Origin of the sequence: Pontibacter fetidus (genome assembly GCF_010119545.1) — a bacterium.
Classification (GTDB): domain Bacteria; phylum Bacteroidota; class Bacteroidia; order Cytophagales; family Hymenobacteraceae; genus Pontibacter; species Pontibacter fetidus.
Genome location: NZ_JAAEAA010000001.1, coordinates 118,641 through 143,473 on the forward strand (window position 1 = coordinate 118,641; position 24,833 = coordinate 143,473).

Annotated in this window: 28 protein-coding genes; 22 read left to right on the forward strand and 6 right to left on the reverse strand. The window is 45.5% G+C overall.

Annotated features, from left to right (window positions below):
- Positions 1-51: 51 nt before the first annotated feature.
- Together GWO68_RS00475 and GWO68_RS00480 are read right to left on the reverse strand one after the other, a co-directional pair.
- The gene (locus tag GWO68_RS00475) at positions 52-1,119 is read right to left on the reverse strand and encodes an alanine racemase (protein WP_162344436.1); all 1,068 of its coding nucleotides are present in this window, start codon (positions 1,117-1,119) and stop codon (positions 52-54) included.
- A gap of 3 nt (positions 1,120-1,122) precedes the next feature.
- Positions 1,123-1,575 (reverse strand): GNAT family N-acetyltransferase, encoded by a 453-nt coding sequence (locus GWO68_RS00480; protein ID WP_162344437.1) that lies wholly within the window; start codon positions 1,573-1,575, stop codon positions 1,123-1,125.
- A gap of 416 nt (positions 1,576-1,991) precedes the next feature.
- Here GWO68_RS00480 and GWO68_RS00485 point away from each other — a divergent pair, with 416 nt between their 5' ends.
- The gene (locus tag GWO68_RS00485; RefSeq protein WP_162344438.1) at positions 1,992-3,245 is read left to right on the forward strand and encodes an aspartyl protease family protein; all 1,254 of its coding nucleotides are present in this window, start codon (positions 1,992-1,994) and stop codon (positions 3,243-3,245) included.
- 7 nt (positions 3,246-3,252) lie between these two features.
- On the opposite strand, the gene GWO68_RS00490 is transcribed toward GWO68_RS00485, so the two are convergent.
- Entirely contained in the window at positions 3,253-3,540 is a 288-nt protein-coding gene (locus GWO68_RS00490) for a hypothetical protein (protein WP_235941883.1), read from the reverse strand.
- 525 nt (positions 3,541-4,065) lie between these two features.
- On the opposite strand from GWO68_RS00490, the gene GWO68_RS00495 reads away from it, so the two are divergent.
- From GWO68_RS00495 to argH, 8 genes are all read left to right on the forward strand, one after another.
- Positions 4,066-4,764: a GNAT family N-acetyltransferase gene (locus tag GWO68_RS00495; protein WP_162344439.1), complete on the forward strand. Its 699-nt coding sequence runs from the start codon at positions 4,066-4,068 to the stop codon at positions 4,762-4,764.
- 25 nt (positions 4,765-4,789) lie between these two features.
- Positions 4,790-6,001, forward strand: a complete 1,212-nt coding sequence (gene argG / locus GWO68_RS00500) for an argininosuccinate synthase (RefSeq protein WP_202923619.1) — start codon at positions 4,790-4,792, stop codon at positions 5,999-6,001.
- Complete coding sequence (argC, locus tag GWO68_RS00505) at positions 5,983-6,993, forward strand: N-acetyl-gamma-glutamyl-phosphate reductase (protein WP_162344440.1); 1,011 nt, start codon at positions 5,983-5,985, stop codon at positions 6,991-6,993. Before argG ends, argC begins: the two co-directional genes overlap by 19 nt.
- 198 nt (positions 6,994-7,191) lie before the next feature.
- Positions 7,192-8,340 carry an aspartate aminotransferase family protein gene (locus GWO68_RS00510; RefSeq protein WP_162344441.1) on the forward strand — a complete coding sequence of 383 codons (1,149 nt, stop codon included), beginning with the start codon at positions 7,192-7,194 and terminating at the stop codon, positions 8,338-8,340.
- 2 nt (positions 8,341-8,342) lie between these two features.
- Positions 8,343-9,296, forward strand: a complete 954-nt coding sequence (locus GWO68_RS00515) for a Rossmann-fold NAD(P)-binding domain-containing protein (RefSeq protein WP_162344442.1) — start codon at positions 8,343-8,345, stop codon at positions 9,294-9,296.
- Between the two features lie 140 nt (positions 9,297-9,436).
- A complete protein-coding gene (gene argB, locus GWO68_RS00520) occupies positions 9,437-10,237 on the forward strand; it encodes an acetylglutamate kinase (protein ID WP_162344443.1) in 801 nt (266 codons plus the stop codon).
- 2 nt (positions 10,238-10,239) lie between these two features.
- On the forward strand, positions 10,240-11,307 hold the full coding sequence (locus GWO68_RS00525; protein WP_162344444.1) for a M20 family metallo-hydrolase: 1,068 nt from the start codon (positions 10,240-10,242) through the stop codon (positions 11,305-11,307).
- Positions 11,308-11,401: 94 nt separating this feature from the next.
- Positions 11,402-12,736, forward strand: a complete 1,335-nt coding sequence (argH, locus tag GWO68_RS00530; protein ID WP_162344445.1) for an argininosuccinate lyase — start codon at positions 11,402-11,404, stop codon at positions 12,734-12,736.
- Positions 12,737-12,746: 10 nt separating this feature from the next.
- On the opposite strand, the gene GWO68_RS00535 is transcribed toward argH, so the two are convergent.
- Entirely contained in the window at positions 12,747-13,472 is a 726-nt protein-coding gene (locus GWO68_RS00535; protein WP_235941884.1) for an MCP four helix bundle domain-containing protein, read from the reverse strand.
- Positions 13,473-13,620: 148 nt separating this feature from the next.
- On the opposite strand from GWO68_RS00535, the gene GWO68_RS00540 reads away from it, so the two are divergent.
- From GWO68_RS00540 to GWO68_RS00570, 7 genes are all read left to right on the forward strand, one after another.
- Positions 13,621-14,343, forward strand: a complete 723-nt coding sequence (locus GWO68_RS00540; RefSeq protein ID WP_162344446.1) for a cysteine peptidase family C39 domain-containing protein — start codon at positions 13,621-13,623, stop codon at positions 14,341-14,343.
- Position 14,344: 1 nt separating this feature from the next.
- Positions 14,345-15,817: a RimK family protein gene (locus GWO68_RS00545; RefSeq protein ID WP_162344447.1), complete on the forward strand. Its 1,473-nt coding sequence runs from the start codon at positions 14,345-14,347 to the stop codon at positions 15,815-15,817.
- Positions 15,750-17,069: a carboxylate-amine ligase gene (locus tag GWO68_RS00550; RefSeq protein WP_235941885.1), complete on the forward strand. Its 1,320-nt coding sequence runs from the start codon at positions 15,750-15,752 to the stop codon at positions 17,067-17,069. The genes GWO68_RS00545 and GWO68_RS00550 overlap by 68 nt, the downstream gene beginning before the upstream one ends.
- Complete coding sequence (locus GWO68_RS00555) at positions 17,063-17,791, forward strand: N-formylglutamate amidohydrolase (RefSeq protein WP_162344449.1); 729 nt, start codon at positions 17,063-17,065, stop codon at positions 17,789-17,791. The genes GWO68_RS00550 and GWO68_RS00555 overlap by 7 nt, the downstream gene beginning before the upstream one ends.
- Before the next feature lie 196 nt (positions 17,792-17,987).
- Entirely contained in the window at positions 17,988-18,593 is a 606-nt protein-coding gene (locus GWO68_RS17745; RefSeq protein ID WP_235941886.1) for a YqaE/Pmp3 family membrane protein, read from the forward strand.
- Positions 18,594-18,744: 151 nt separating this feature from the next.
- On the forward strand, positions 18,745-19,692 hold the full coding sequence (locus GWO68_RS00565) for a DnaJ C-terminal domain-containing protein (protein WP_162344450.1): 948 nt from the start codon (positions 18,745-18,747) through the stop codon (positions 19,690-19,692).
- A 26-nt stretch (positions 19,693-19,718) separates the two neighbouring features.
- Positions 19,719-20,075, forward strand: a complete 357-nt coding sequence (locus GWO68_RS00570) for a hypothetical protein (RefSeq protein ID WP_162344451.1) — start codon at positions 19,719-19,721, stop codon at positions 20,073-20,075.
- Here the strand turns inward: GWO68_RS00570 and GWO68_RS00575 are convergent.
- Positions 20,050-20,811 (reverse strand): pseudouridine synthase, encoded by a 762-nt coding sequence (locus tag GWO68_RS00575; protein WP_162344452.1) that lies wholly within the window; start codon positions 20,809-20,811, stop codon positions 20,050-20,052. The genes GWO68_RS00570 and GWO68_RS00575 overlap by 26 nt on opposite strands.
- A gap of 160 nt (positions 20,812-20,971) precedes the next feature.
- Between GWO68_RS00575 and GWO68_RS00580 the strand changes: the two genes are divergently transcribed.
- Complete coding sequence (locus tag GWO68_RS00580) at positions 20,972-21,172, forward strand: hypothetical protein (RefSeq protein WP_162344453.1); 201 nt, start codon at positions 20,972-20,974, stop codon at positions 21,170-21,172.
- 1 nt (position 21,173) lies between these two features.
- Here the strand turns inward: GWO68_RS00580 and GWO68_RS00585 are convergent, their stop codons facing one another.
- A complete protein-coding gene (locus GWO68_RS00585) occupies positions 21,174-21,434 on the reverse strand; it encodes a hypothetical protein (RefSeq protein WP_162344454.1) in 261 nt (86 codons plus the stop codon).
- Positions 21,435-21,600: 166 nt separating this feature from the next.
- Between GWO68_RS00585 and GWO68_RS00590 the strand changes: the two genes are divergently transcribed.
- The 5 genes from GWO68_RS00590 to GWO68_RS00610 all read left to right on the forward strand — a co-directional run bounded on the left by GWO68_RS00590 (position 21,601) and on the right by GWO68_RS00610 (position 24,809).
- On the forward strand, positions 21,601-22,050 hold the full coding sequence (locus GWO68_RS00590; RefSeq protein WP_162344455.1) for a hypothetical protein: 450 nt from the start codon (positions 21,601-21,603) through the stop codon (positions 22,048-22,050).
- A 122-nt stretch (positions 22,051-22,172) separates the two neighbouring features.
- On the forward strand, positions 22,173-22,439 hold the full coding sequence (locus GWO68_RS00595; RefSeq protein ID WP_162344456.1) for a GIY-YIG nuclease family protein: 267 nt from the start codon (positions 22,173-22,175) through the stop codon (positions 22,437-22,439).
- Between the two features lie 129 nt (positions 22,440-22,568).
- Positions 22,569-23,567: a cation diffusion facilitator family transporter gene (locus GWO68_RS00600; protein ID WP_162344580.1), complete on the forward strand. Its 999-nt coding sequence runs from the start codon at positions 22,569-22,571 to the stop codon at positions 23,565-23,567.
- Between the two features lie 91 nt (positions 23,568-23,658).
- A complete protein-coding gene (gene msrA / locus GWO68_RS00605) occupies positions 23,659-24,330 on the forward strand; it encodes a peptide-methionine (S)-S-oxide reductase MsrA (protein ID WP_162344457.1) in 672 nt (223 codons plus the stop codon).
- Between the two features lie 74 nt (positions 24,331-24,404).
- Complete coding sequence (locus GWO68_RS00610; RefSeq protein ID WP_162344458.1) at positions 24,405-24,809, forward strand: phage holin family protein; 405 nt, start codon at positions 24,405-24,407, stop codon at positions 24,807-24,809.
- Positions 24,810-24,833 lie beyond the last annotated feature (24 nt).

Below are 24,833 nucleotides of genomic sequence, written 5' to 3' on the forward strand. Positions count from 1 at the left end.
GTCCGGCAAATATAGACAAGAAAAATTTTAGCAGAAACAGGCTTTTCCTGGCTACACAATCTCTTTTGTGATGTATCTTGAGTTTAAGATACTAAGCGCCCCCATATAGCGCAGGCTGAATTGCAAGACATCACCAACTTTATAGTTGTTCTTATTTTCACCTAGTTCTATTACCAGCATATCAGAGCTTGCCCCAATTACGCTTAGTTCATCTTTGGGTAGCAGGAACTTGGGATTAACATCCAGCAGGCCAATATCAAGTATAGCCCGGTGCGATGTTTTACCATACAGGCTTTCATCAATCTCATAGTTATCGCCGCTGGGGTTTTCTGCCAATATGCCAACCGGTACCATGGGCTTTTCTGTCAGCTCTATAATTTCGGCCTGTAATTCAAACACATCGTCGTGCATGCCTTCAAAGGTCTCGGCGGTAAACAGGTTTAGTCCGAAAAAAAGCGCCTCGCCAATCCGGAAATGGTTGATGCCTTTAGGCAACTGGTGCGTAAACAGCAATGGAATTGTAACAGAAGTACCACCCGAAACCCAGGGTATATTTTTGTTGAATTTGGCTTCGATGATCTGCTTGTAGAGGCTTAGCTGTATAAGTTTATCCTGAGTAGGCATTACCCCGTGCAGACAATTAAAGTTAGCGCCTAAACCTATAACTTTTATCCCTGGAAGCTCAAAAACCTGCGCATAAAAGTCTACCAGTTCTTCACCAAGTACGCCCTCGCGCAAGTCCCCCATTTCAATCATGATGATGATCTTGTGCAGTTTTTTACGTCGTACGGCCTCCTCCGAAAGCAGCCTGATTATCTCTAGTTCTGTCTGGAAACTTACATCTGCATACTCTATAATGTCGGGTATACTGCCTTTGGGGGCGGGCTTTATGTATACAGTCTGAACGTCGGGGGCTATTTTCTTTATCGCTTTCAGGTTTGTTACCCGTGAATCATGAATTTCACGAACGCCAAGGGCCAAAACTTCTTCCAAGAATTTTTCTTCGCCGCAAAGTAGTTTTGTAACAATTCCCCAGTCTATGCCATGTGCTTTAAATACCTGGTTTAAGTGTTGGTAATTGTGTTGTAGTTTGCTGCGGTGAAGCTTTAAAACTGCCATTTGTTATCGTTGTAATCTATATTCTAAATATTTATTAGTGAAGCCCATTTTCTCATACAGGTGCCTGGCAGGGTTTTGCGGCTCCACATGCAGTGCTATACTTCCTGATACAGTTTCTGTAGCGAGCTTCACCAGTTTTTTGCCAACACCTTTGCCACGCTGACTGCTGTGTACAGCTACGTAAACTAGAATATTTTCCGGTATATAACCGCTCATCCCGGTATTGTTCAGAATAAGTGCACCAACTATATTTTCATTTTCCTTGGCTACCAACACAGCACCGCCTTTACCTTCTGCCAGCGAAAGCGCATATACTATACACTTGGCAATGTCCTCTCGTTTATCACCATATGCATCCAGGTGATGATAGAGAAAGTCAATGACTTGGTTGCGATCTAATTCGGAATTGTGCTGTGGGGTATAGATTTTATAAGTGGGGCTCTCTGTTGTTGTCATGTTTTTAATTGCAGTTCTAAAAAGCTTATACGATAAGTAAAGGCTTCATCTGCTTTTTTTTGTTAATCTTATTAAAGTTTAATTATACTGCAGCTGCAGTGTCGGTGGTTATCCTTAATATACTTATAACTGCCGCATTTTCAAATGAAAATGGCCAAACGGGTTTTTAAACAAGGCTATGGTTGATTTTGTGTGCGGTTAGTTTTGTACAATATCTTATAGTTTCAGCAAGTGGTAGATTTGTTGGAAATGCAACTTGCTTCATCATTTAGTTAGGAGAGTACAATTGACTTCACTGCGACTATCTATTTAAATCACGCACTTATTTTAATATAACCTATCTTATGTTTGATTATATTTATATTTCATACGTATGTAATACTATTCTGAAGTTATATTATTAACCCCGCCAAACCATGATGACAAAAGCATTCTACCCGGTGTTGCTTTGTCTGTTAAGTTGCTTCTCTCATTTCGCAGAGGCGCAGGAGCATCTTATTCCCCGGGATACTGCTTTTTTCACCAGTAACGCCAGCAAAATAAAGCTACCTTTTAAACTGGTACACAACCTTATTGTTATCCAGGTTCGCATCAACGATTCTAAGCCGCTTAACTTTATACTCGACTCCGGGGTTAACAGCACGCTTATTACCCAACTGCACTACTCCGATAGCCTCAGTCTGAACAACTCCCGGAAAATAACAGTGCAGGGCCTTGGTGAGGGCTATGCTATCGAAGCACTTATCTCGAGTGGTAACAACATGTACCTGCCTACTATTAAAGGCGAAAACCATGAAGTATATGTGTTGCTGGAAGATATTTTTGATCTGTCGAGCCGTATGGGGATGCCGATACATGGCATTATAGGCTACGATATTTTCAAGAATTTTATTGTGAAGGTGAACTATAACACCCAAATGATCACGCTTTATAAACCGGATACGAAACTCAAGATCAACAAAAAAGCCGAAGTGCACGAGTTACATATCGAAGATTGCAAAGCGTACCTGTTTGCAAATGTAAGGCAGTATAACGGCGATACGCTGAAAGTAAAACTGGTAGTAGATACCGGTGCAAGCCATTCGCTTTCGTTATACTTACCTACCAACGAACGACTAAAACTGCCACCCAAAGTTATGGAAGCTTACCTGGGCCGTGGGCTGAGCGGCGATATAAATGGGAAGATCGGGCGGCTAAACAGTATGTCGATAGGGCGGTATGAATTTGCAGATTTACCAGCCTCATACCCTGACGAGGAAGCCATACGCGTTGCCCTGAAAGTAGCTAACCGGAACGGCAACCTGGGTTCGGATATCCTGAAACGTTTTACCGTAATTTTTGACTACCCGCATAACCGGCTTGTGCTGTTGCCTAACCGCAAGTATAAGCAGCCTTTCAGTTATAACATTGCTGGTTTTGAGGTAAGTACGCCTATGCCCGGATTTAAAGTATATGTTGTGTCCAATGTCTCTAAAAATTCGGCAGCGCAGCAAGCAGGTATAAAGGCAGGCGATCAGCTTATTTCCATTAACGGGCAGGACTGCCAGGAGATGGACCTGAACAACATACTGGATATGCTGGAGGGCAGGCCGGGGCAGCAATTGCGCCTTACACTTAAACGCGACCTGGCACCCTATAAAGTTATCCTGACACTGGAGAGCAGGATCTGAACTATAGTTAAGCCGCAGGTTGCTGCAGGTCCTGTATTATTTGTAACAGCAACAATATTCCCGCCAACACGATCAGGAAAATGCCGGCATATACCCTGGCCTTAGGCACTGGCTGTTGTTCTGCTTCACCAAACTCATTTACCCGCGTAAACCGCAAACTTGTAAGCAAAAGCCCGTTACCAAAACTCAGCCAGATAGCCGCTGTCAGGGCCTGGCCTACCAGGAAAAGCGTAACCAGGCCTATAACAGAAAATAAGATACCGATCATTACCGGCAGGTTCAGGTTCTTCATCATCGCTAGTCAGAAAAGGCGCAAGTTAAACCTTAAAAGCTAATTTCTATAGTTTGTTCATTTTGAAATCCACTATAATTATACTATTAAGTATATGACGTATAATTTTTATTTGAATTTTGGATTGATTGTTGTTTATGAAAATTTTTAGTGAAAACATTTGCACCGTTTTAGTAGTATTTAACCACTAAAAGCTTTTTTTACCTACTGTTAAGAAATGAAAAAAAAGGTCCTTTTATCTGGTGCTAAGCCAACGATAAAACACGCTGCCACAAAGCGTGCGACTTTTTCTGCCCGCATATGCAGGGCAGTTTTCAGGTGCGCCTTCTCTACATTCAGGTGCAGGCCCTAGGCCGACGATTTATCGGATCGCCTACGCGGTGATCCTGCTTCCCAACCAATAAGTTTTTTCAGGATACATCCGTGTAAGCTCAGCTTTTTCGAAAGGCAGCTCAAGGCACTTGTATTATCTCTGTTTTAGCACTACAGGCTGTTCAGGCAGCCAACTATAATCTGTTTTATATTTAAATGACCAATTTACCGGATTTTATAGTTACGGTGGCAAATGAAAGCCACGTGGGTTACGCGCAAACAATTTGCGACGAAATGGAAGCTTCGGCGAAGGCCCGTGGTACCGGTATAGCCAAACGCAAACCCGAATATGTAGCCCTGAAAATGCAGGAAGGGAAAGCCGTAATAGCGCTGCACCCGGATGGTAAGTGGGCTGGTTTCTGCTACATCGAGACGTGGGGGCACGGCAAATACGTGGCTAATTCTGGCCTTATAGTTTCGCCGGAGCTACGCAAAAGCGGCCTTGCCCGCCAGATCAAGCAAAAAGTTTTTGAACTATCACGCACCAAGTACCCGGATGCCAAAATCTTTGGTTTAACCACGGCGTTGGCGGTTATGAAGATCAACTCTGGCCTGGGTTACAAACCAGTTACTTATTCTGAGCTGACAGATGATGAGTCGTTCTGGAAAGGCTGCGAAAGTTGCGTAAACTTCCCGATACTGACGAGCAAGAACCGCAGCAACTGCCTGTGCACGGCCATGCTATTTGACCCGGCACAGGAGCCGACATTTATACCATTGCCGGTTACAGAGCAAAAGCCAGCTGCAAAACCAGCCAGTTTGCAGGAGCGTTGGGTGCGTTACCGTCAGCGTTTGGCGGTGCAGCCGGTACTGTTACCAGATCAGGATAAAGACGAAAATAAGCAAGCCTCCTAAGGCTATCAAAGTATAATCTATAGTTATGAAGAAAGTTTTGTTAGCCTTTAGCGGCGGTTTAGATACATCTTATTGTGCCATTTATTTGTCGCAGGAACTAGGGCTGGAAGTATATGCAGCTTTAGTTGATACCGGCGGCTTTTCTGCAGAAGAAATCCAGGAAATTGAGCGCCGCGCTTATAGTTTAGGTGTTAAGCAATTCACGCACCTTGATGAGAAAGAAAGCTATTACAAGAGCTGCATTAAGTACATGATCTTTGGTAATGTGCTGAAGAACAATACCTATCCGCTTTCAGTGAGCGCGGAGCGTGTAACGCAGGCCTTAAGTATAGCCAACTTTGCTAAAAGCATTGGTGCAGATTACGTAGCACATGGTAGCACCGGCGCTGGTAACGACCAGGTTCGTTTTGACATGGTTTTCCAGGCCATCATCCCGGATGTAGAAATCATCACGCCTATTCGTGATATGAAACTGTCGCGTGAAGAAGAGATCGAATACCTGCGCAAGTATGGCGTGGAGATGGATTTTACCAAAGCGCAATATTCCATTAACAAAGGCATTTGGGGCACATCAGTTGGCGGCAAAGAAACACTGACTTCACATCTGCCATTACCTGAATCTGCTTACCCGACACAGATTACAAAACAGGAAGCGGAGCGCGTAACTATAGTTTTCAAGAACGGTGAGCCGGTTGGGTTGAATGATGAAATCTTTGAAAGTCCGGTACAGGTAATTCAGCGTTTGCAGGAGATTGCCGGTCCGTTTGCTATAGGCCGCGACATCCACGTGGGTGATACCATTATCGGCATTAAAGGACGTGTTGGTTTTGAAGCTGCGGCACCAATGGTAATTATAAAAGCTCACCACACCCTGGAGAAGCATACGCTAACTAAATGGCAACTATACTGGAAAGACCAACTGGCAACCTGGTACGGTAACTGGCTACACGAAGGTCAGCTGCTGGACCCAACCATGCGCAACATTGAGGCTTTCCTGGAGAGCACACAACAAACTGTAACAGGTAAAGTACATGTGCTGCTGGCGCCATATAGATTCCAGGTGGAAGGAATTGAGAGTGAACATGACCTGATGAGCGATAAGTTTGGCAGCTACGGCGAAATGAACCGCGCCTGGACTGCTGACGATGTGAAAGGCTTTACCAAGATTTTTGGTAACCAAACCAAACTATATCACAACGTTAACAATACTACTGCAGCATGGGCAACGGAAAAGTAAAAGCAGGTATAATTGGCGGAGCCGGCTATACAGGCGGTGAACTGCTGCGCCTGTTGCTGAATCACCCGAATGTAGAGCTGGTTTTCACACACAGCAAGAGCCAGGCAGGTAAACCAGTACACATCGCGCACGCCGATCTGTTAGGCGAAACCGATCTATACTTCAGCGACTCGTTTGATCAGGAAGTGGATGTGCTGTTTTTATGCGTTGGTCATGGCGAAGCGAAGAAGTTTTTAGCTGAGAACAGTTTTGCAGAAAGCACTAAGATCATCGACCTGAGCCAGGACTTCCGTTGGAACGGGGAAGCAGGCAAAGCGCAAACTATAGATGCGGCCCGTCGTGCTTTTACTTATGGCTTACCGGAAATGCTTCGCGAAACTATACAACAGGCACAGCACATTGCTAACCCGGGTTGCTTTGCTACGGCCATCCAACTGGCCTTGCTACCATTAGCTGCCAAAGAGTTGATCACTGATGAAGTGCATGTAAGCGGCATCACCGGTAGCACCGGTGCGGGCCAAAGCCTGAGCCCGACATCACACTATAGTTGGCGCAGTGGCAATATTTCCAACTATAAAGTGCTTAACCACCAGCACCTGAATGAGATCCGGCGAACGTTGCACGAACTACAGCCAGCGCAGGAGTTGCCTGCCATCCATTTTGTACCGTATCGCGGGCCGTTTACGCGTGGTATACTTTGCACCAGTTACCTGCCTTGCAGCTTAACTATAGCCGAAGCCTGCGAACTATACAGCAGCTATTACAGTACACATCCATTCGTTTGGATAAGCGACAACACTCCTGACCTGAAGCAGGTGGTAAATACCAACAAGTGTATTTTATACCTGGAGAAACAAGGCAACATGCTCGTGATCACCAGCATGATCGATAACCTGCTGAAAGGCGCATCAGGCCAGGCGGTACAAAACATGAACCTAATGTTCGGTCTGGAAGAAACCGCCGGATTAAAGCTGAAACCGGCTGGGTTTTAAGCTATAGTTTCAGGAGATGTCATCTCGAACAAAGTGAGAGATCTATCTCAAATTCAAAATAGATTTCTCGCTACAGCTCGAAATGACAATAGTATTGAAAACAACAATTAAACAATATAACCATCAACAATTAAAGCTATGTACGTCGAGTACTTCCTTTACTGTCTTACTTCCTACATCTAATTCAACGAATAAACCATGAATCTCTTCGACGTTTATCCTGTCTTTGATATTAATCCCGTACGCGGCCAGGGCTGCTACATCTGGGACGACAAAGGTACCCGCTACCTGGACCTGTATGGCGGCCACGCTGTAATTTCAATCGGCCATAGCCACCCGCACTATGTAAAGCGCATTGCCCGCCAACTATACGATATCGGTTTTTACTCTAACTCGGTGCAGATGCCGATGCAGGAAGAACTGGCTGCAAAAATCGGAGAGCTCAGCGGATACCCAGACTATAGTTTGTTCCTGTGCAACTCCGGCGCTGAAGCCAACGAGAATGCTATCAAGCTGGCTTCTTTTCAAACAGGCCGTAAAAAGATCATCGCTTTTAAAGGCGCTTTCCATGGCCGTACATCGGCTGCCGTAGCTGCTACCGATAACCCATCGATCATTGCACCGGTTAACGAGACAGATAACGTAGTTTTCCTGCCCCTGAACAATCTGGATGCTTTTGCGCAAGCCCTTAATGAACATGGCTCAGAACTGGCTGCTGTAATTGTAGAAGGCATACAGGGGGTAGGCGGCGTGCATATTCCGGAGCCAACTTTCCTGAAGGCGGTAGAAGCTGGCTGCAAAAAAGCCGGGGCTCTGCTGATCTTGGATGAAGTGCAGTCGGGTTACGGTCGTTCTGGTAAATTCTTTGCGCATCAGCATGCCGGTGTGAAGCCAGATCTGATCACGGTGGCAAAAGGAATGGGTAATGGTTTCCCGATAGGCGGTGTGCTGATCAGCCCGAACATTGAAGCAAAGCATGGCATGCTGGGTACTACATTTGGCGGAAATTACCTGGCCTGTGCTGCTGGTATTGCGGTGCTGGAAGTGATGGAGCAGGAGCAGTTGCTGGATAATGCCACCCGCATGGGCCAACGCCTGATGCAGGAACTACAGGCATTGCCGGGCGTACGCGAAGTGCGTGGTCAGGGCCTGATGATAGGAGTAGAGCTCGAAGAATCGTGCGCGCCGATACGAAAAGAACTATTGGAGAAACACCGCATTTTCACAGGTTCGTCATCCGACAAAAACACGCTGCGCTTGTTGCCGCCACTAACTATAAGCGCCCGGGAGATAGAAGCTTTTGTGTCGGCGTTTGAATCTATTGTTTATACCCTTCAGGAAAACTAAGAATGAAAAAATATACTTCTGTGCACGATGTGGCCGATGTGAATGAGCTGGTTAAAGAAGCGCTGCACCTGAAAGAAAATCCATACAACTATAAAAAGCTGGGCGAGAATAAAACCCTTGGCCTGATCTTCCTGAACCCAAGCCTGCGTACGCGCCTGAGTACCCAGAAAGCCGGACAAAACCTGGGCATGAACGTGATGGTGATGAACCTGGACAAGGAAGGCTGGGCACTTGAAACGCAGGATGGCGCCATTATGAACGGTACTACGGTAGAGCACATCAAAGAAGCTGCAGCTGTGATGGGCGAGTATTGCAACATCATCGGTATCCGTTCATTCCCGAAGCTGCAGGACCGCGAAGAAGACTATAGCGAAGACCTGCTGAACAAGTTTATCTCTTACGCCAATGTACCGGTGGTAAGCCTGGAGTCGGCTACACGCCACCCGCTGCAAAGCCTGGCAGACCTGGTAACGATAACCGAGCAAAAGCCTGCAGGTAAAAGGACTAAAGTAGTGTTAACATGGGCTCCGCACGTAAAGGCAATACCGCAATGTGTAGCCAACTCGTTTGCCGAATGGATGCAACAGGCCGATGTGGAGCTGGTGATTACCAACCCGGAAGGCTACGATCTGGCCGATGAGTTTACCAAAGGCGCTACGGTGCTGCATAACCAGGACGAAGCTTTGAAGGATGCGGACTTTGTATATGTAAAGAACTGGTCGAGCTACGAGCAGTATGGCAAAGTGCTGACAGATGGTGAAGGCTGGATGATGACCAACGAAAAACTGGCCCTTACCAACAACGCGAAAGTAATGCACTGCCTGCCTGTTCGTCGCAATGTAGAACTGAGCGATGAAATTCTGGACGGACCAAACTCGCTGGTACTGGAGCAAGCCATCAACCGCACATTCGCTGCGCAGGCTGTTCTGAAACGCATGCTGGAATCTTTGAACTAAGAATTTTAAGATTCAGGAATTTTAGGATTAAGCTTTAACTATAAAATAAAACTGTCATCTCGACAATAGGAGAGATCTATCACAGATTTAAGCTGATTTAGATTTCTCGCTTCTGCTCGAAATGACAATTTAAGTACTTCATGCAAAAACTCACGATAGTTAAGATCGGTGGTAATGTGATTGATGATCCCCGGTTGCTGCACCGCTTTTTGGTTGATTGGGCTGCAGTAACTGGTCCGAAGTTGTTGGTACATGGTGGCGGTAAAATTGCGTCGGCCATTGGCCAGCGGCTTGGCATTGAACCTAAAATGGTGGATGGTCGACGTATTACAGATGCCGAAACGCTGGAAGTTGTAACGATGGTGTACGGTGGCTTGGTGAACAAGAATATTGTGGCGCAACTACAGGCACTTGGCAATAATGCTATCGGCTTAACAGGTGCAGACGCCAACATTATTAAAGCAGAAAAACGTCCGGTTAAAACTATAGATTACGGTTTTGTGGGTGATGTAAAAGGCCCTGAAAGTATAAATGTTGCAGCTTTGGATGCTATGCTGCAGGCAGGATTCACACCTATAGTTGCCCCGCTCACGCACGACGGAAAAGGCTCGTTGCTGAACACAAATGCTGATACAGTAGCTTCGGTTTTAGCGGTGGCGATGGCACAAAAGTATAAAGTGCAGCTGCTTTACTGTTTCGAGAAAAAAGGCGTTTTGGAAGATGCAGCCAATGATGATTCGGTTGTAGAGTTGCTGACACCTGATAAGTATAAAACGATGCAGGAAAAAGGGCAGGTGTTTGCAGGCATGTTACCGAAACTGGATAACGCGTTTGCCACGTTACAAAGTGGGGTAAGTATAGTTAAAATAGGGCAGTCAGAAGATGTGCTGGCGATGGCAGAAGGGAAGGCTGCCGGAACAACTATAGCCCTGGAAGCATAAGCATGACCACAGACCAACTATACAAAGAATCACTAGAGCTGTTGCAGCAACTGATCAGCATTCCATCCTTTAGTCGCGAAGAAGATAAGGCTGCCAATGCCATCTATAGTTTCCTGGAGCGCCATGGCGTAAAAGCTGAGCGACAAGGAAATAACGTGTGGGCTTATAACCAATACTTCAACCCCGAGCTGCCAACTATACTTTTAAATTCGCACCACGATACCGTAAAACCAAACGCCGGCTATACTATAGATCCGTTCACGCCAACTATAATAAACGGCAAACTATACGGACTGGGAAGCAACGATGCAGGTGGTTGCTTGGTATCGCTGATTGCTGCATTCCTGCACTTCTATCCGAAGCAGAATCTCAACTATAATTTTATACTTGCCGCCACCGCTGAAGAAGAAATATCAGGTACAAACGGGCTGGAGTCTATACTTACGAAACTAGGTGAAATTGACTTTGCTATAGTTGGCGAGCCTACCCAAATGCACCTGGCCGTAGCCGAAAAAGGACTGCTGGTACTGGACTGTGTAGCCCACGGCAAAGCTGGTCACGCCGCCCGCGAAGAAGGTGTGAATGCCATCTACGAAGCGTTGCAAGATATCGAGTGGTTCCGCAACTATAAATTCGAGAAAGTATCCGATACGCTTGGTCCGATAAAGATGAGCGTAACCGTAGTGCAGGCTGGTTCGCAACATAACGTAGTACCGGATACCTGTAAGTTTACCGTGGATGTGCGCGTGACCGACGCCTATAGTTTGGATGAAGTGCTCGAGACAGTGAAACAGCATGTAAAGGCAACTGTTACGCCACGCTCAGTACGTCTGCAGCCATCCAATATTCCAATTGATCATCCTATAGTTCAGGCAGGCATAAGTTTGGGGTGCAACACCTACGGTTCACCAACCACTTCCGATCAGGCGTTGCTACGTGTACCATCCGTTAAACTGGGCCCCGGAGATTCCGCCCGCTCTCACACCGCCGACGAATACATCGAACTAAAGGAACTGGAAGAAGGCATTCGTCTCTACATCCAAATGCTGAGTATAATTAATAATGAGTAATGATGAATGCCTAATAGTTTAAAGTTAATCGAACACTAACTATTTTCATTTTACATCAACAATTTAACAATCCAACAATTTAACCATCAATCAGATGAAACTCTGGCAGAAAGACATACAGGTACAGGCAGAAATAGAACGTTTTACGGTGGGTAACGACCGCGAAATGGACCTGGAACTGGCACCGTTTGATATACTTGGCTCGCTGGCACACACGCGTATGCTGAACCAGGTTGGATTGTTGGAGCAACACGATTTGGAAGCTGTGCAACGCGAGCTCAAGCAACTGTACAAAGAAGTAGCGCAGGGTAATTTTTTGATTGAAGATGACGTGGAAGATGTGCACTCGCAGGTAGAGCTGTTGCTGACCAAACGCATTGGCGAAGCTGGTAAAAAGATACACAGCGGCCGTTCGCGCAACGACCAGGTGTTGGTTGACCTGAAACTATACATGCGCCACCAACTGCGGCAGGTAGTAGAAGCTACAGAAACTTTATTCCATACGTTGCAGCAGCTAAGTGAACAGCACAAGGCTAAATTGTTACCTGGCTACACGCACCTGCAGGTGGCTATGCCATCGTCCTTTGGCTTGTGGTTTGGCGCCTATGCCGAGAGCCTGATCGATGACCTGTTGGTTGTACAATCTGCTTACAAAATCAGTAACAAAAATCCGTTGGGTTCCGCAGCTGGGTATGGTTCTTCGTTCCCGCTTAATCGCCAGCTAACTACAGAATTGCTTGGTTTTGAAAGCCTGAACTATAATGTGGTGTATGCGCAGATGGGGCGTGGTAAAACCGAGCGCGTGGTGGCAACGGCACTGGCAACTATAGCTGCAACTATAGGCCGTATGGCGATGGACCTTTGCCTGTACATGAGTCAGAATTTTGCTTTTGTGAGTTTGCCGGATGAACTGACTACCGGCTCCAGCATCATGCCACACAAAAAGAACCCGGATGTGTTTGAACTGATCCGTGGGAAAAGCAATAAACTACAAGGTCTGCCAAACGAAATAGCACTGCAAACTGCAAACCTGCCATCAGGCTATCATCGCGATATGCAGTTGCTGAAGGAAAGCCTGTTTCCGGCATTTAATACGATACTCGACTGCCTGCAGATGGCAAACTACATGCTGCCGAAGCTTATAGTTAAAGACAACATCATGCAGGACGAGAAGTATAAATATGCCTTCAGCGTGGAAGTGGTGAATAACGAAGTACTGCAGGGCGTGCCTTTTAGAGACGCATACAAGAACATTGGAGCAACTATAACCAACGGCACGTTTGAAGCGCCTACTCAAGTAAATCATACCCATGAAGGAAGCATCGGAAACCTTTGTACTGAACAAATTAATCAGCAGATGCAGCAGGTGTTACAAGGCTTTGATTTTGAAAAAGTTGATGCGGCTATAGAAGCATTGCTTGCTAAATAGTAGTTTCTACCTAGTTCAGGTTAAACTTCTGCGGCTTTACGGTATTTAGTTTGCGTGAAGTCTGCAGGAGCGTGCCAACTATAAGCGCAACTATAACAGCCAGCCCAATTACAAGATAGGTGAGTACCTTCAGCATTTTTACACTTCTGTCTGCTGATTGGTATAGTTCCTGTCCCACATCGCCTTGCACCCGGATGAGCGCGTGCAACGGCGTCAGTAAATCCTGAAAAGCTTCCTGACCTTCGGTGCGGTATAGTTGCCTGGCTTCTGCTTTCTGGCCCTGGGCGCTTAGGTTTAAGATACGATCCTGTATGTCAACTAACTTCCTAAATTGTACTTTGTAAGTAGCCAGTTCCTGCAATTCCTTATCAACGAGGTAAGTGTTTTCAAATTTTTTTGCAAGCGAATCTATAGTTTGGGCGTTGGTAGTTATTTGCTGTCGCAGCCTTTTATGCTGCGAAATGTCTTCTGCCATTACATGTTCTTCTAACAACATCCGGTTCTGGTAATAGCGCTCCAGTATTTCCGAAATGTCCATTGAAGGCACCAGTCTATCCTGGTATACAGACTGGAAATTCCTGCCCACGCGCTCCATCGTGTAGCTCACAAACCAGTTGGCAAGCACAATTATCACAAAAATAGTCGCAAATGCCAGGGCTATTTTATTGCGCTGCTTCAACCCGAAACTCCAGCTCATCTTTAAGTACGTTTGTTGTTTTGTATCTAAGATAATCATTTTGAGTTAAATAACTCTTCCGGCTACGGTTAGCTAGCTAGTACAGGCCGCTTTCATCCTATAGTATCTTATTTATTTAAAAAAACTTATAGTTTTCTCAGCGTATAAGGGTCACACAGTATCAATCTCATTCAGAAAATTATACCTATTGATTCCGATTAAGATACATACCCAACCAGACGATTCAACCTGCGGACCTACCAGCCTACATGCTGTTTACCGGTATTTCAAGGACCCCATTCCGCTAGGCGAAGTGATAAAAGAAGTACCCTACCTGGATGAGGGAGGTACGCTGGAAGTGATGCTGGCCTGCCATGCCTTGCAGCGCGGTTATGATGCAACCATTTTCACTTATAATCTAAATGTATTTGACCCTACCTGGTTCAGCCTGTCCAACGAAGAAATTATAGCCAAACTGGAAGAGCAGCTAACCATTAAAACAGGTAAAAAACTCAAAAGAGCCTCCCTTGCTTATATCGAGTTTCTGAAACTGGGCGGCAAACTGCGTTGCGAAGACCTTACCGTAACGTTGCTTCGCACTTTTTTCGATAACGGTATACCAATGCTAACAGGTTTAAGTGCAACCTACTTATACCGCAGTGCCCGCGAATTTGCCGACGAAGCCGGTAACTCGGTTTATGATGATGTACAGGGTTACCCGATGGGCCATTTTGTTGTGCTCTGTGGCTTTACCGATGATCTGCAGCATGTAGTAGTTGCCGATCCTTATCCAGAGAACCCATATTTTAAAAACAATTATTACGAAGTCGGACTTTCGCATCTGCTTAGCTCAATCATGTTGGGCATGTCAACCTTCGATGCAAATCTATTGGCCATAGAGCCGAAAAACACCCAAACTGAAAACACTTAACATGCGAAAAATAGTAGTAGTCGATTACCCGAAAGACTGGGAGACGAAAATGGAGGATGTAGAAGTTGTTGATGCCCAGACGTACCTGACAGATACTACTTATACAGATATAAAAAACGCCCGAATATTTAATCTTTGCCGATCATATAAATACCAGAGTGCCGGTTATTATGTGTCGTTGCTGGCTGAGGCCCGTGGCCACAAACCCATACCCAGCGTTACCACCATGCAGGACCTTAAAACGCCAACTATAGCGCGGGCCATTACCATGGAAATTAACGACCTGGTACAGAAAAGCCTTAGTAAGTTAAAGTCTAAAACCTTTACCCTGAGCATATACTTTGGCCAGAATGTAGCACAGAAGTACGAGAAGCTTTGCAAGCAACTGCACGACCTGTTCCAGGCGCCGTTGCTGCGTGCCCAGTTTGTTTTCAAAGACGAATGGGTGCTGCAAAGTATATCGCCTATACCTGTTACCGATGTGCCGGAAAACCACAAACGTTATATGGTTAAGTTCGCGAAAGCATACTTTGCACGCCACCGTTTTTCAGGTGCCCGTATCAGCCGTAAAGTATACGATCTGGCCATTTTAGTGGACCCAGAAGAAAAAGCTCCGCCATCAAACGAACGCGCCATCCAAAATTTCGTAGAGGCAGCAGAACAGCAAGGGTTTTATACCGAACTCATTACCAAAGACGATTACCGCCGTTTGGCTGAGTTCGATGCCCTGTTTATCCGTGAGACAACTTCAGTTAACCATCATACCTATAAGTTTGCCCGTAAAGCGCACGCCGACGGTTTGGTGGTGATCGATGATCCGGTTTCTATACTTCGGTGTACCAACAAAGTATACCTGGCCGAATTACTAACGAAAGCAAAAGTGCCTGTACCAAAAACCATGATCATCCATAAGGATAACCGGGAACAAGTAGAAGCGGAACTGGGCCTGCCTTGTGTGCTTAAAAAGCCGGACAGTTCTTTCTCGCAAGGTGTGGTAAAGGCTAAAGATCGGAAAGGACTGGAAAAACAGCTGGATGAAATGCTATCGGATTCTGAGCTAATAATTGGCCAGGAATTTACGCCGACAGATTTCGATTGGCGTATAGGCGTGCTGGATAAACAGCCTTTATATGCCTGCAAGTATTTTATGGCCAAAGACCATTGGCAAATTTATAATTGGAACGGGAAAAAGAAACAGGACGAAGAAGGAGATGATGAAGTGGTGCCGTTTGAGGATGTTCCGTTTCATGTGTTGCATACTGCCCTTAAAGCCGCTAACCTGATAGGTGACGGCTTGTATGGGGTGGATCTGAAAGAAATTGACGGAAAAGCTTACGTAATAGAAGTAAACGATAACCCAAGTATAGACGCGGGTTGCGAAGATAAGATCCTAAAAAAAGAACTATATGCTGCTATCATCAAATCCATTAAACGACGTATCGACAACCATAAAAACATCAGAACCGATGGATAGCCAACCTAAACGCACGCTGCACCTGTTCCAGGGTTACGGTGTGGAAATGGAGTACATGATCGTGAGTAAAAAAGACTTGCGTGTACTGCCCATCACCGACAAGCTGATATATGATGAAGTTGGGCGATACATTTCTGATGTAGAGTTTGGTGAAATAGCCTGGTCTAACGAACTGGTGTTACATGTAGTGGAGCTTAAAACGCAGGGGCCGGTAAGATCCTTAGAAGGTTTGCATTGCAAGTTTCAGGAACATGTTCAGAAGATAAACCAGATGCTGGAAAAGTATGACGCCATGCTGTTGCCAACCGGCGCGCACCCGCTCATGAACCCTGATACCGATACACAACTATGGCCGCACGAGCATAATGCCGTTTACGAAGCCTATAACCGTATTTTCGATTGCAAAGGCCATGGATGGGCAAACCTGCAAAGCACGCATTTAAACCTGCCTTTTGCTAACGACGAAGAGTTTGCTAAACTGCATGCCGCTATCCGCATGATTTTGCCAATATTACCTGCGCTAAGTGCCTCATCGCCTATACTGGACGGTAAAGTAACTGGCATGTTTGATTCTCGGCTGGAAGTATACCGACATAATCAGGGCAAAATCCCAAGTATAGCTGGCAAGGTTATTCCAGAGCCGGTTTTCAATAAGAAGGACTACGAAGAGCAGATACTACAAAAAATGTATGCCGATGTAGCGCCTTACGACCCGGAAGGAACGTTGCAGGAAGAGTTTCTGAACTCACGTGGCGCCATTGCCCGTTTCGAGCGCAATACCATTGAAATCCGTTTGCTGGATATACAGGAGAGCCCGGTAGCAGATATGGCCGTGGTGCAGGCAACTATAGCTGTTATACAAGCTCTGATAGGAGAACGTTGGGTAGCCTTGAAAGAACTGATGAGCTTTGATGAGCAGAGGCTTTCGAGGATACTGGTTCAGGTTATTTCAAACGGACAGGAAACCATACTAACCGACCTGGAATTTTTGCGTTGCTTTGGCTTTGATAAGAAAGGTAATTGTACAGCCGGCGAACTATGGCGTCACCTGGCTAACGAATGCATCAATTTAGAAGAGCAACCGGAAGTACAGCATGCGCTCAATGTCATTCTTTCGCGGGGTAACCTGGCCAAACGTATTTTAGAAGCCACCAGACTAAACCCGGATACCCAGACAATAGAAAAAGTATATACGCAACTGGCGCACTGCCTGCAAAAAGGCGGCGTATACTTACCTGAAAAACCATGCTAAAACTATTGCTTACCTGCGAACATGGCGGCAACCAGGTACCTGCCGTTTACACCTCCTTATTCAAAGAAAAACAGGAAGTGCTGAACTCGCATGAAGGCTATGACATTGGGGCTCTGGAGCTGTTTAAGGAACTGGAGCCCTTAGCAGATAAAACGTTTTATGCTGAAACCTCGCGCTTGCTGGTTGAGCTTAACCGGTCGCTGCACCACGCCAAACTCTTTTCCGATATAACCAAAGATATCCACGACGATGAAAAGGCAGCTATACTAAAGGAATATTACTTCCCGTACCGGGAGCAGGTAGAGCATTTGATAGATGATTTTGTGATGGCTGGCAGACAGGTGTTGCATGTAGCTGTGCACACGTTTACCCCGGAGCTGAATGGCGAAGTGCGCGAAACAGACATCGGGTTACTTTATGACCCAAAGCGTAAGCTGGAACAAACAATTTGCCGCCGCTGGAAACAGGAACTTCAAAACTGTGCTGAAGATATAGTAGTACGGTTCAACTACCCATACTTAGGTATAGCAGATGGTTTTCCGACTTATTTGCGCCGAAAATTTACAGACGAACAATACATTGGCGTTGAACTGGAAGTGAACCAGAAATTTGTGCAGACCGACGAAGCACGATGGGAGTATCTGAAACGTGCGATTTATACGTCGCTAGAAGCTACCCTCTCATATTTCAGGCCTGAACTATCTGCAGAGGATGAACTATAACCTATCATGCTTATAAGCTCATGTGTAATACTGCTTTAATTCTTTAGTTATTAGGTCTACTATAGTTCAGACACCGCACTATTTAGCAAACTCGCCCTAAATACTATAACAAAAACCAACTATATATAGTATGAAATAGCAGTAAAACCCACTTTTAGATTTTTTCAAAATAAACTATCACATAACCCCTTTAACTATGAAATTCAGAAATTTACTTCAATTAGTGTTTGTTTTGATTGCCGGCCAGTTACTTTTTGCGTGTAACTCTGCTAAGTATTATGAGTTTGCTGCACATAAGCAAGCTCCTTACTATGAGGCCAAGCAAAAACAAGCTCCGGCAGTAACTGCTGACGAAACACAAAGCCTAAGCACTATAGCCATGGCCGCAGCCGAAGAAGAAGCCACACAAAAAGCCGAAGCTCCGGCCCTGCAGGCATCTATCGAAACCAAAGCTGTAACTGCTCCTGTAAAACTGGCTCCGGTAGCTCCGGCTAAGATTGAGGCTGCCGCTACTACCAACACAATCTCCGAAAAAGAAGCACTGGAGCTTGTAAAAGAGCGTGTAGCAACTATGACAAAAGCTGAAAAGAAAGAGCTTAAAAAAGACCTGCGCGAAGCCATGAAACAAAGTGGCTCCAGAACATCCATAGTTGAAATCATTCTGGCAGTTCTGCTTCCGCCGCTGGCTGTTTTCCTGCACGATGGTATTGGAACTTCCTTCTGGATCAGCCTTATTCTAACGCTGCTCTTCTGGATTCCGGGTGTGATCTACGCCTTGCTGGTTGTAACAGACACGATTTAACGAACGATATCTGTACTCTTGAAAAGCACCTGCAAAGGTGCTTTTCTTGTTTATAGCTGTTTTGTAATTTAGTGTAAACCGGTAAGGCATTAGCACGTTTTATAAGTTATACTACTGATGTTTTTACAGGCAGTATAAAAGCACTTCAACTATGGATTACAAGGACTATTACAAAATACTGGGCGTCGATAAAAAAGCTTCTCAGGCAGATATAAAAAAGGCTTATCGGACGCTTGCCAAAAAGTATCACCCGGATAAAAATAAAGGCGACAAAACTGCCGAAGATAAGTTTAAAGACATTAGTGAAGCCTACGAAGTAATTGGCGACGAAGAAAAACGGAAGCAGTATGACCAGCTGGGCTCTAACTGGCGCCAGTACCAGAATGCAGGCGGTGGTTTTGGAGGCCAGCAGGGCCAGTATTATGGTGGTCAGCCAGGCGGTGGCTTCCGTGGTTTTGAAGGCGATGCCGATATGTTTGGAGGTGGCTTTTCGGAGTTCTTTCAGCAGTTTTTTGGAGGCGGTGGTGGCGGCTTCGGGCAGCAGGGCAGAGGCGGCAGAGGGCAAGCACCAAAAGGGCAGGACCTGGAAGCTGAAATGGAAATTACGTTGCAGGAAGCATATCATGGAGCGTCACGGTTACTTAGCCTGCACAACCAGCAGCTGCGTATTACTACCAAACCAGGCGTGGCCGACGGGCAGGTGCTCCGGATAAAAGGGAAAGGCGGACAGATGGGCGGTAGTGGCACACCAGGCGATCTGTACATTAAGGTTTTTGTTAAGCCAGACCCTACGTTTGAGCGCAAAGGCAACGACCTGTATACCACCGCCAGCATTGACCTATACACAGCTATACTTGGCGGGGATGCACATGTTCGCACCCTGACCGGCGAATTGAAACTGAAGATACCAGCAGGCACACAAAATGATAAAACGCTGCGCCTGCGCGGCAAAGGCATGCCTGTTTATGGCAAACCCGACCAGTACGGAGACCTTTACGTAAAGATAACTATAGCACTACCAACACACCTGAACACAGAAGAAAGAGACCTGTTTCAGAAACTTCGTGATCTGCAGCAGGAAAAGGCTACGGCCCGGTAATGTATAAACCCAAAGCAATTGAAACTATGTTAGCAACCTTCGAACAACTACAGTATAGCAACCTCATCAATGGTTTTCTGGACAGTATAGCCGAACGTAACCTGAAATTTTATGCCAGCGACCTGCTGGAAAAACATGGTTGCCAGAGCCGGGAAGAACTGGGACAGGCTGTAAAACGTGCCACTGAAGTTTGCAGCTGTATGCATTTGCCCCTACAGGAAAATATAAAAACCGTTTACCGCGCACAAAACGGCCAGGTGATACAGGACTGGCGCCTTTCGCCTATGGCTTATATGTTACTGGTCATCAACTCCGATGCCCGAAACCAGTTAGTTGCCCACCTGCAGGTAGAGCTTATCAAACGTGCCCTTCACCAGGAATAACTGCCGTACTTTCAGGTAACATTACGTGATGTGATTTTAATGCTTCTATCCAGTTAAAGTGTTGGCAAATTTGTGCCATGCCTGGCGATAGCGGCGCCTTTAGGTGTATTTGCTGGGCTGTAAAAGGATGTATGAAAAATAGTGTTTCGGAATGCAGGTGCATGGTTGAACTGGCTAGCTCTTCCAGAAACATTTTATTATGACGCCAGTCGCCGTGCTTTTTATCCCCGATAATGTAATGGCGTATGTGTGCGAAATGCTTGCGTATCTGGTGCATGCGGCCGGTCTCGGGTTTGACTTGCACCAGACTATAGCGCGCAGTGGTGTAGCGGCCAACCGGTATCGGTAATTCTATAGTTGCCAGGCGGGTGTAATGGGTAATGGCATCCTGTGTTGCTTTATGCTGATGGTCTTTGTCCGGCCGGATGGGGTTATCGATAGTGGCTTCTTCGGGAGTATAACCACGAACTATAGCATAATAGACTTTACCTGTTTCCCGTTCTTCAAACAATTTTACTAGTGGGGCCGCAGCTTCCGGAGATTTAGCAAACAACAGCACACCCGAGGTGCCACGGTCCAGGCGATGCACGGCGTATACCTTTTGGCCCAGTTGGTCGCGCAGCAGTTGCAAGGCAAATTCTTTCTTTTCTTCAGCGATGCGTGTACGGTGAACCAGTAAGCCGTTTGGTTTATTGATGGCCACGTAATGGGCATCTTCAAAAATAATATCCAGCACAGTATAAGCGAATTAAAGGGGCAAAGGTACGCATAAATTATAGTGATGTAGACCGGGTAATAGTTGCCATCTATACTTTAACCAACATTGCGCGTAAAATCCTGAAATTAGTGCGGAAGGCAAACTACCAAATCATACCTTTGCACTTCTGAAAACAACTATGGCTTTAGCATTTAATAATCTCCGGAAAGGAAATAAATACAGGCTCCGTAACCACGGCGAAGTATACGAATTTTGGGTAGTAGATATGCCGGAAGAAAATGTGTACCAATTAAAAGACCTGTATACTTTAGAACTATACCTGCTGCACGAGCTTATACAGTTTGGTAAAGGCAAAGACTACGACCTGGAAGAACTATAGTTCAGGCGCGATCTACTTTGCCTTTCAAATCCCAGTGGCTTTTTAAGATTTCCTGGCTGTTGGGTTTCCGAACTATAGTTCGCACATACCGTTCCCCGGTAATGGCACCATCCGGCCGGCGGGTGCCAATAAAAAGCGTTACCGGTTCTCCATTCTCATTGGTTATAAATGTAAGGTCTTTGCCCAGCATTTTGTCATCTATGCGCGCGTCAGGCGAATAGGTTTTCTGTAAAAAGTAAGCAATTTTTTTGTTCAGTGCCATAAGCAGTATACGCCGCAAAATAACATCATGGTTTAAATTCAGGCGTAAAAGGCTGCCCGTAAAAATACTAACGAACACCCGCCAGATCTTAAAATTTAGTTAAAAGCGCCACAAAATCTTATAAATTACGGTATACAAAATTGTACCAGTTAGTTTAAGGTGAGTTATGCATTTAACAAAAGTTAGAGACCTTCTGAAAGTTGAAGAACAATTACCGGCTCCGGAAGTAGAAGACTTTCTGAAATTATACCGCTGTAAAAGTAATGATGTATTGCTGGCCGACTGGTCCGGAATTTTGTATGCCGACAGAGCAAGAGCGGGTTGTACTGCCATTCTGGATACACTGCGGGCGCATCCTTTCCCAAAAATATTGAACAATAACATAAAAGTGACAGGGCATTACCCGGGTGCTATCGAGTGGGTTGGCAAAGTATGGTTTCCGGGGATGTATGCGTTAGGTACACGACATTTTGCATGGGTCTATTCGCCTGCCTTCTATACCCAGATCAGCACCGACGAAATTGTAAAGCTTAGCTCTAAAGTAGAGATCCAGACGTTTTATGACATTGAAGATGCCTGCCAATGGCTGCTGGCGACTCCTTCCCCTGGTGAATAGACTATAGTTTCAGCATAGTTTTGCAATACACGCTAAACTGCGGGCGTTGTGTAAACATAGTTAACTGGTAAGCCAACGTAGCCAATTCTAACACGTATAGCTTAACATAAATATAGCGAAAGATGCAGGCACACGATAATCACTACTTTGTATACATTTGCGGGGGTGAGCCCGGCAATAATTTACAGATCGGCACTTCTGAAAACTTACAGCAACACTTGCAAAAAGGCCAGTCGCACACCCAGAAATTAGTGTATTACGAGCATTACGACCGTGAAGCAATAGCACTTGCCCGCGAAAAGCAGATAAAAGAAAGCAGCTCTAACGATAATCAGAAACTGATCGAGTCAATGAACCCGAACTGGCTGGATTTAAGCGACCTGTTATAAGCGGAAGCTTTCGTGATCCATTTTCTGGAGGAGTACAGATGAATGCTGTGTAGAAGAGGCCGTTAATGGCGGGTATTTTTTGTACCTTTGCGGGGTAAACATTTCTTCCAACCACAGCTTAACTTCCGGATGCTATCAACTATAAGTCGCCTGCGCGAAAACATACGACTACAACTTGTAGTGGTGGTAGTAGGTGTGTTACTTCTGATAGCTAAGTTTGTAGCCTACTTCCTTACAAATTCCAACGCCATACTTACTGATGCCCTGGAGTCTATCATAAACGTTGTGGCCGGCGGTTTTTCGTTGTATAGCCTGGTATTATCGGCAAGGCCCCGAGACGAGAACCACCCTTACGGCCATGGAAAGATTGAATTTATAGCTGCCACCCTCGAAGGTTCGCTTATATTAGTAGCTGGCAGTGTCATCATTTTCAAATCCGTTTACAATCTTTTTGAGCCCCACGCGCTAAACCAACTCGACATTGGTATTCTGTTAACTGCTGCTACTGGTATAATCAACTATCTGGTAGGTTTTATTACACAGCGCCGCGGCGAAAACGTGAATTCGCTGGTGTTGATTGCAGGAGGGAAGCACCTGAAATCTGATGCCTATTCCACAGCGGGTATTCTCATCGGTCTTCTGCTTATTTTCCTGACGGGTATGGTTTGGTTCGATAGTGTGGTGGCTGTAATTTTTGGCGGGATTATCTGTTATACAGGGTATAAAATTTTGCGCTCGTCGGTGGCTGGTATTATGGATGAGGCTGATTATGAACTGCTGCAGCGTATTGTGAAAGTGTTAAACGAGAACCGCCGCGAAAACTGGATCGATATTCATAACCTGCGTGTGATAAAATATGGCACTACCCTGCACATAGACTGCCACTTAACTGTGCCCTGGTATTTAAATGTACTGGAAGCGCACGATGAAGTAGAAGCCCTGGGGGCATTGGTTCGGGATAAAATAGATTCCAGCATCGAATTATTCGTACACACTGACCCATGTATTGAGCCATCGTGCAGCATTTGTATTAAAAGGGATTGCCAGGTACGCCAGCATGCTTTTAAAGAGCAGGTTCCCTGGGATTTTGATAAAGTTATTGCAGACCGCAAGCACAGCCTGTATTAAACAGATTGTTTTTTCGTATTCGCCCTAATGCTTTAAGGTTAATAAACCCGGAGCACAGTCATTGCCGTAAATAAACTATAGATTTATACTTATGGCAACACTGTTTTATACTTTCCTACCGTTTTTGCTTTTCCTGAGTTCATGTAGCCAGCCTGATCCTGAACAATCCCAATCTAAAGAAGCTGACATTACTGAACTGGCTGAAGCAGATACGACAGGGCTAGCGAAAGCTACTTTCGCCGGTGGCTGTTTCTGGTGCACCGAAGCGTATTTTGAACGGTTGAAAGGAGTGGAGGCCGTGATTTCGGGATATGCAGGCGGTAAGGAGCGTAACCCAACTTATAAACAGGTGAGCGCAGGCCTAACCAGCCATGCCGAAGCCGTACAGGTCTATTATCATCCGGACCAAATCACTTTTCCGGAACTGGTTGACGTATTTTTTGCCACCCACGACCCAACCACGCTTAACCGACAAGGCCCGGATCATGGCAAACAATACCGCTCGGTAGCTTTTTACCGCTCGCCTGCCGAAAAAGCAATTATTACAAAACAGATTCAGCAACTGAATGCCTCAGGCAAGTTTAAAAACAAGATCGTAACGCAAGTTGTACCTTTTACCAAGTTCTGGCCCGCCGAAGCCTATCACCAGGACTATTACGCCCGCAACCCTTCAGACCCTTATGTAGTAAGTCTGGCCCGACCCAAAGTGCATAAATTTGAGCAGCATTATAAAGCGAAACTTAAACCTGCTTATAAGAAATAAGCCAGTGGTTATCTAAATATAGTATTTTACCGTAGTATGAAGTCTAATGAAATTAAACTCTAAAAAATAAAACTATGGACTTTATTATTAATTTACTGGTAACAGCGGCGGTAATTCTACTACTTTCTTATGCCATGTCTAGCGTGCATGTTAAAAGCTTCTGGACGGCCCTTTGGGTGGCATTTTTAACAGCAATTTTAACAGCAACTATAGGCTGGTTGCTTGGCGGCTTACTTAACCTGGTTACATTCTTTTTACTCGAGGCCATTGTGGGCCTGATTGTAACAGCGCTGATGCTGAAACTGGTAGATGCACTTGTAAGTAACTTTAAGCTGGATGGTTTTTTTCCGGCATTTATTATTGCTGTTGCAGTGGCTATAGCTTTAGCTATAGTGGGCTGGCTGCGTGGCGAGAATGATGAAGAATACGCAAACCTGGAACAAAAGCCACAAACCGAACTGCTATATCACCACGTATAGTTTAAACTATAAACATTAAAAAAA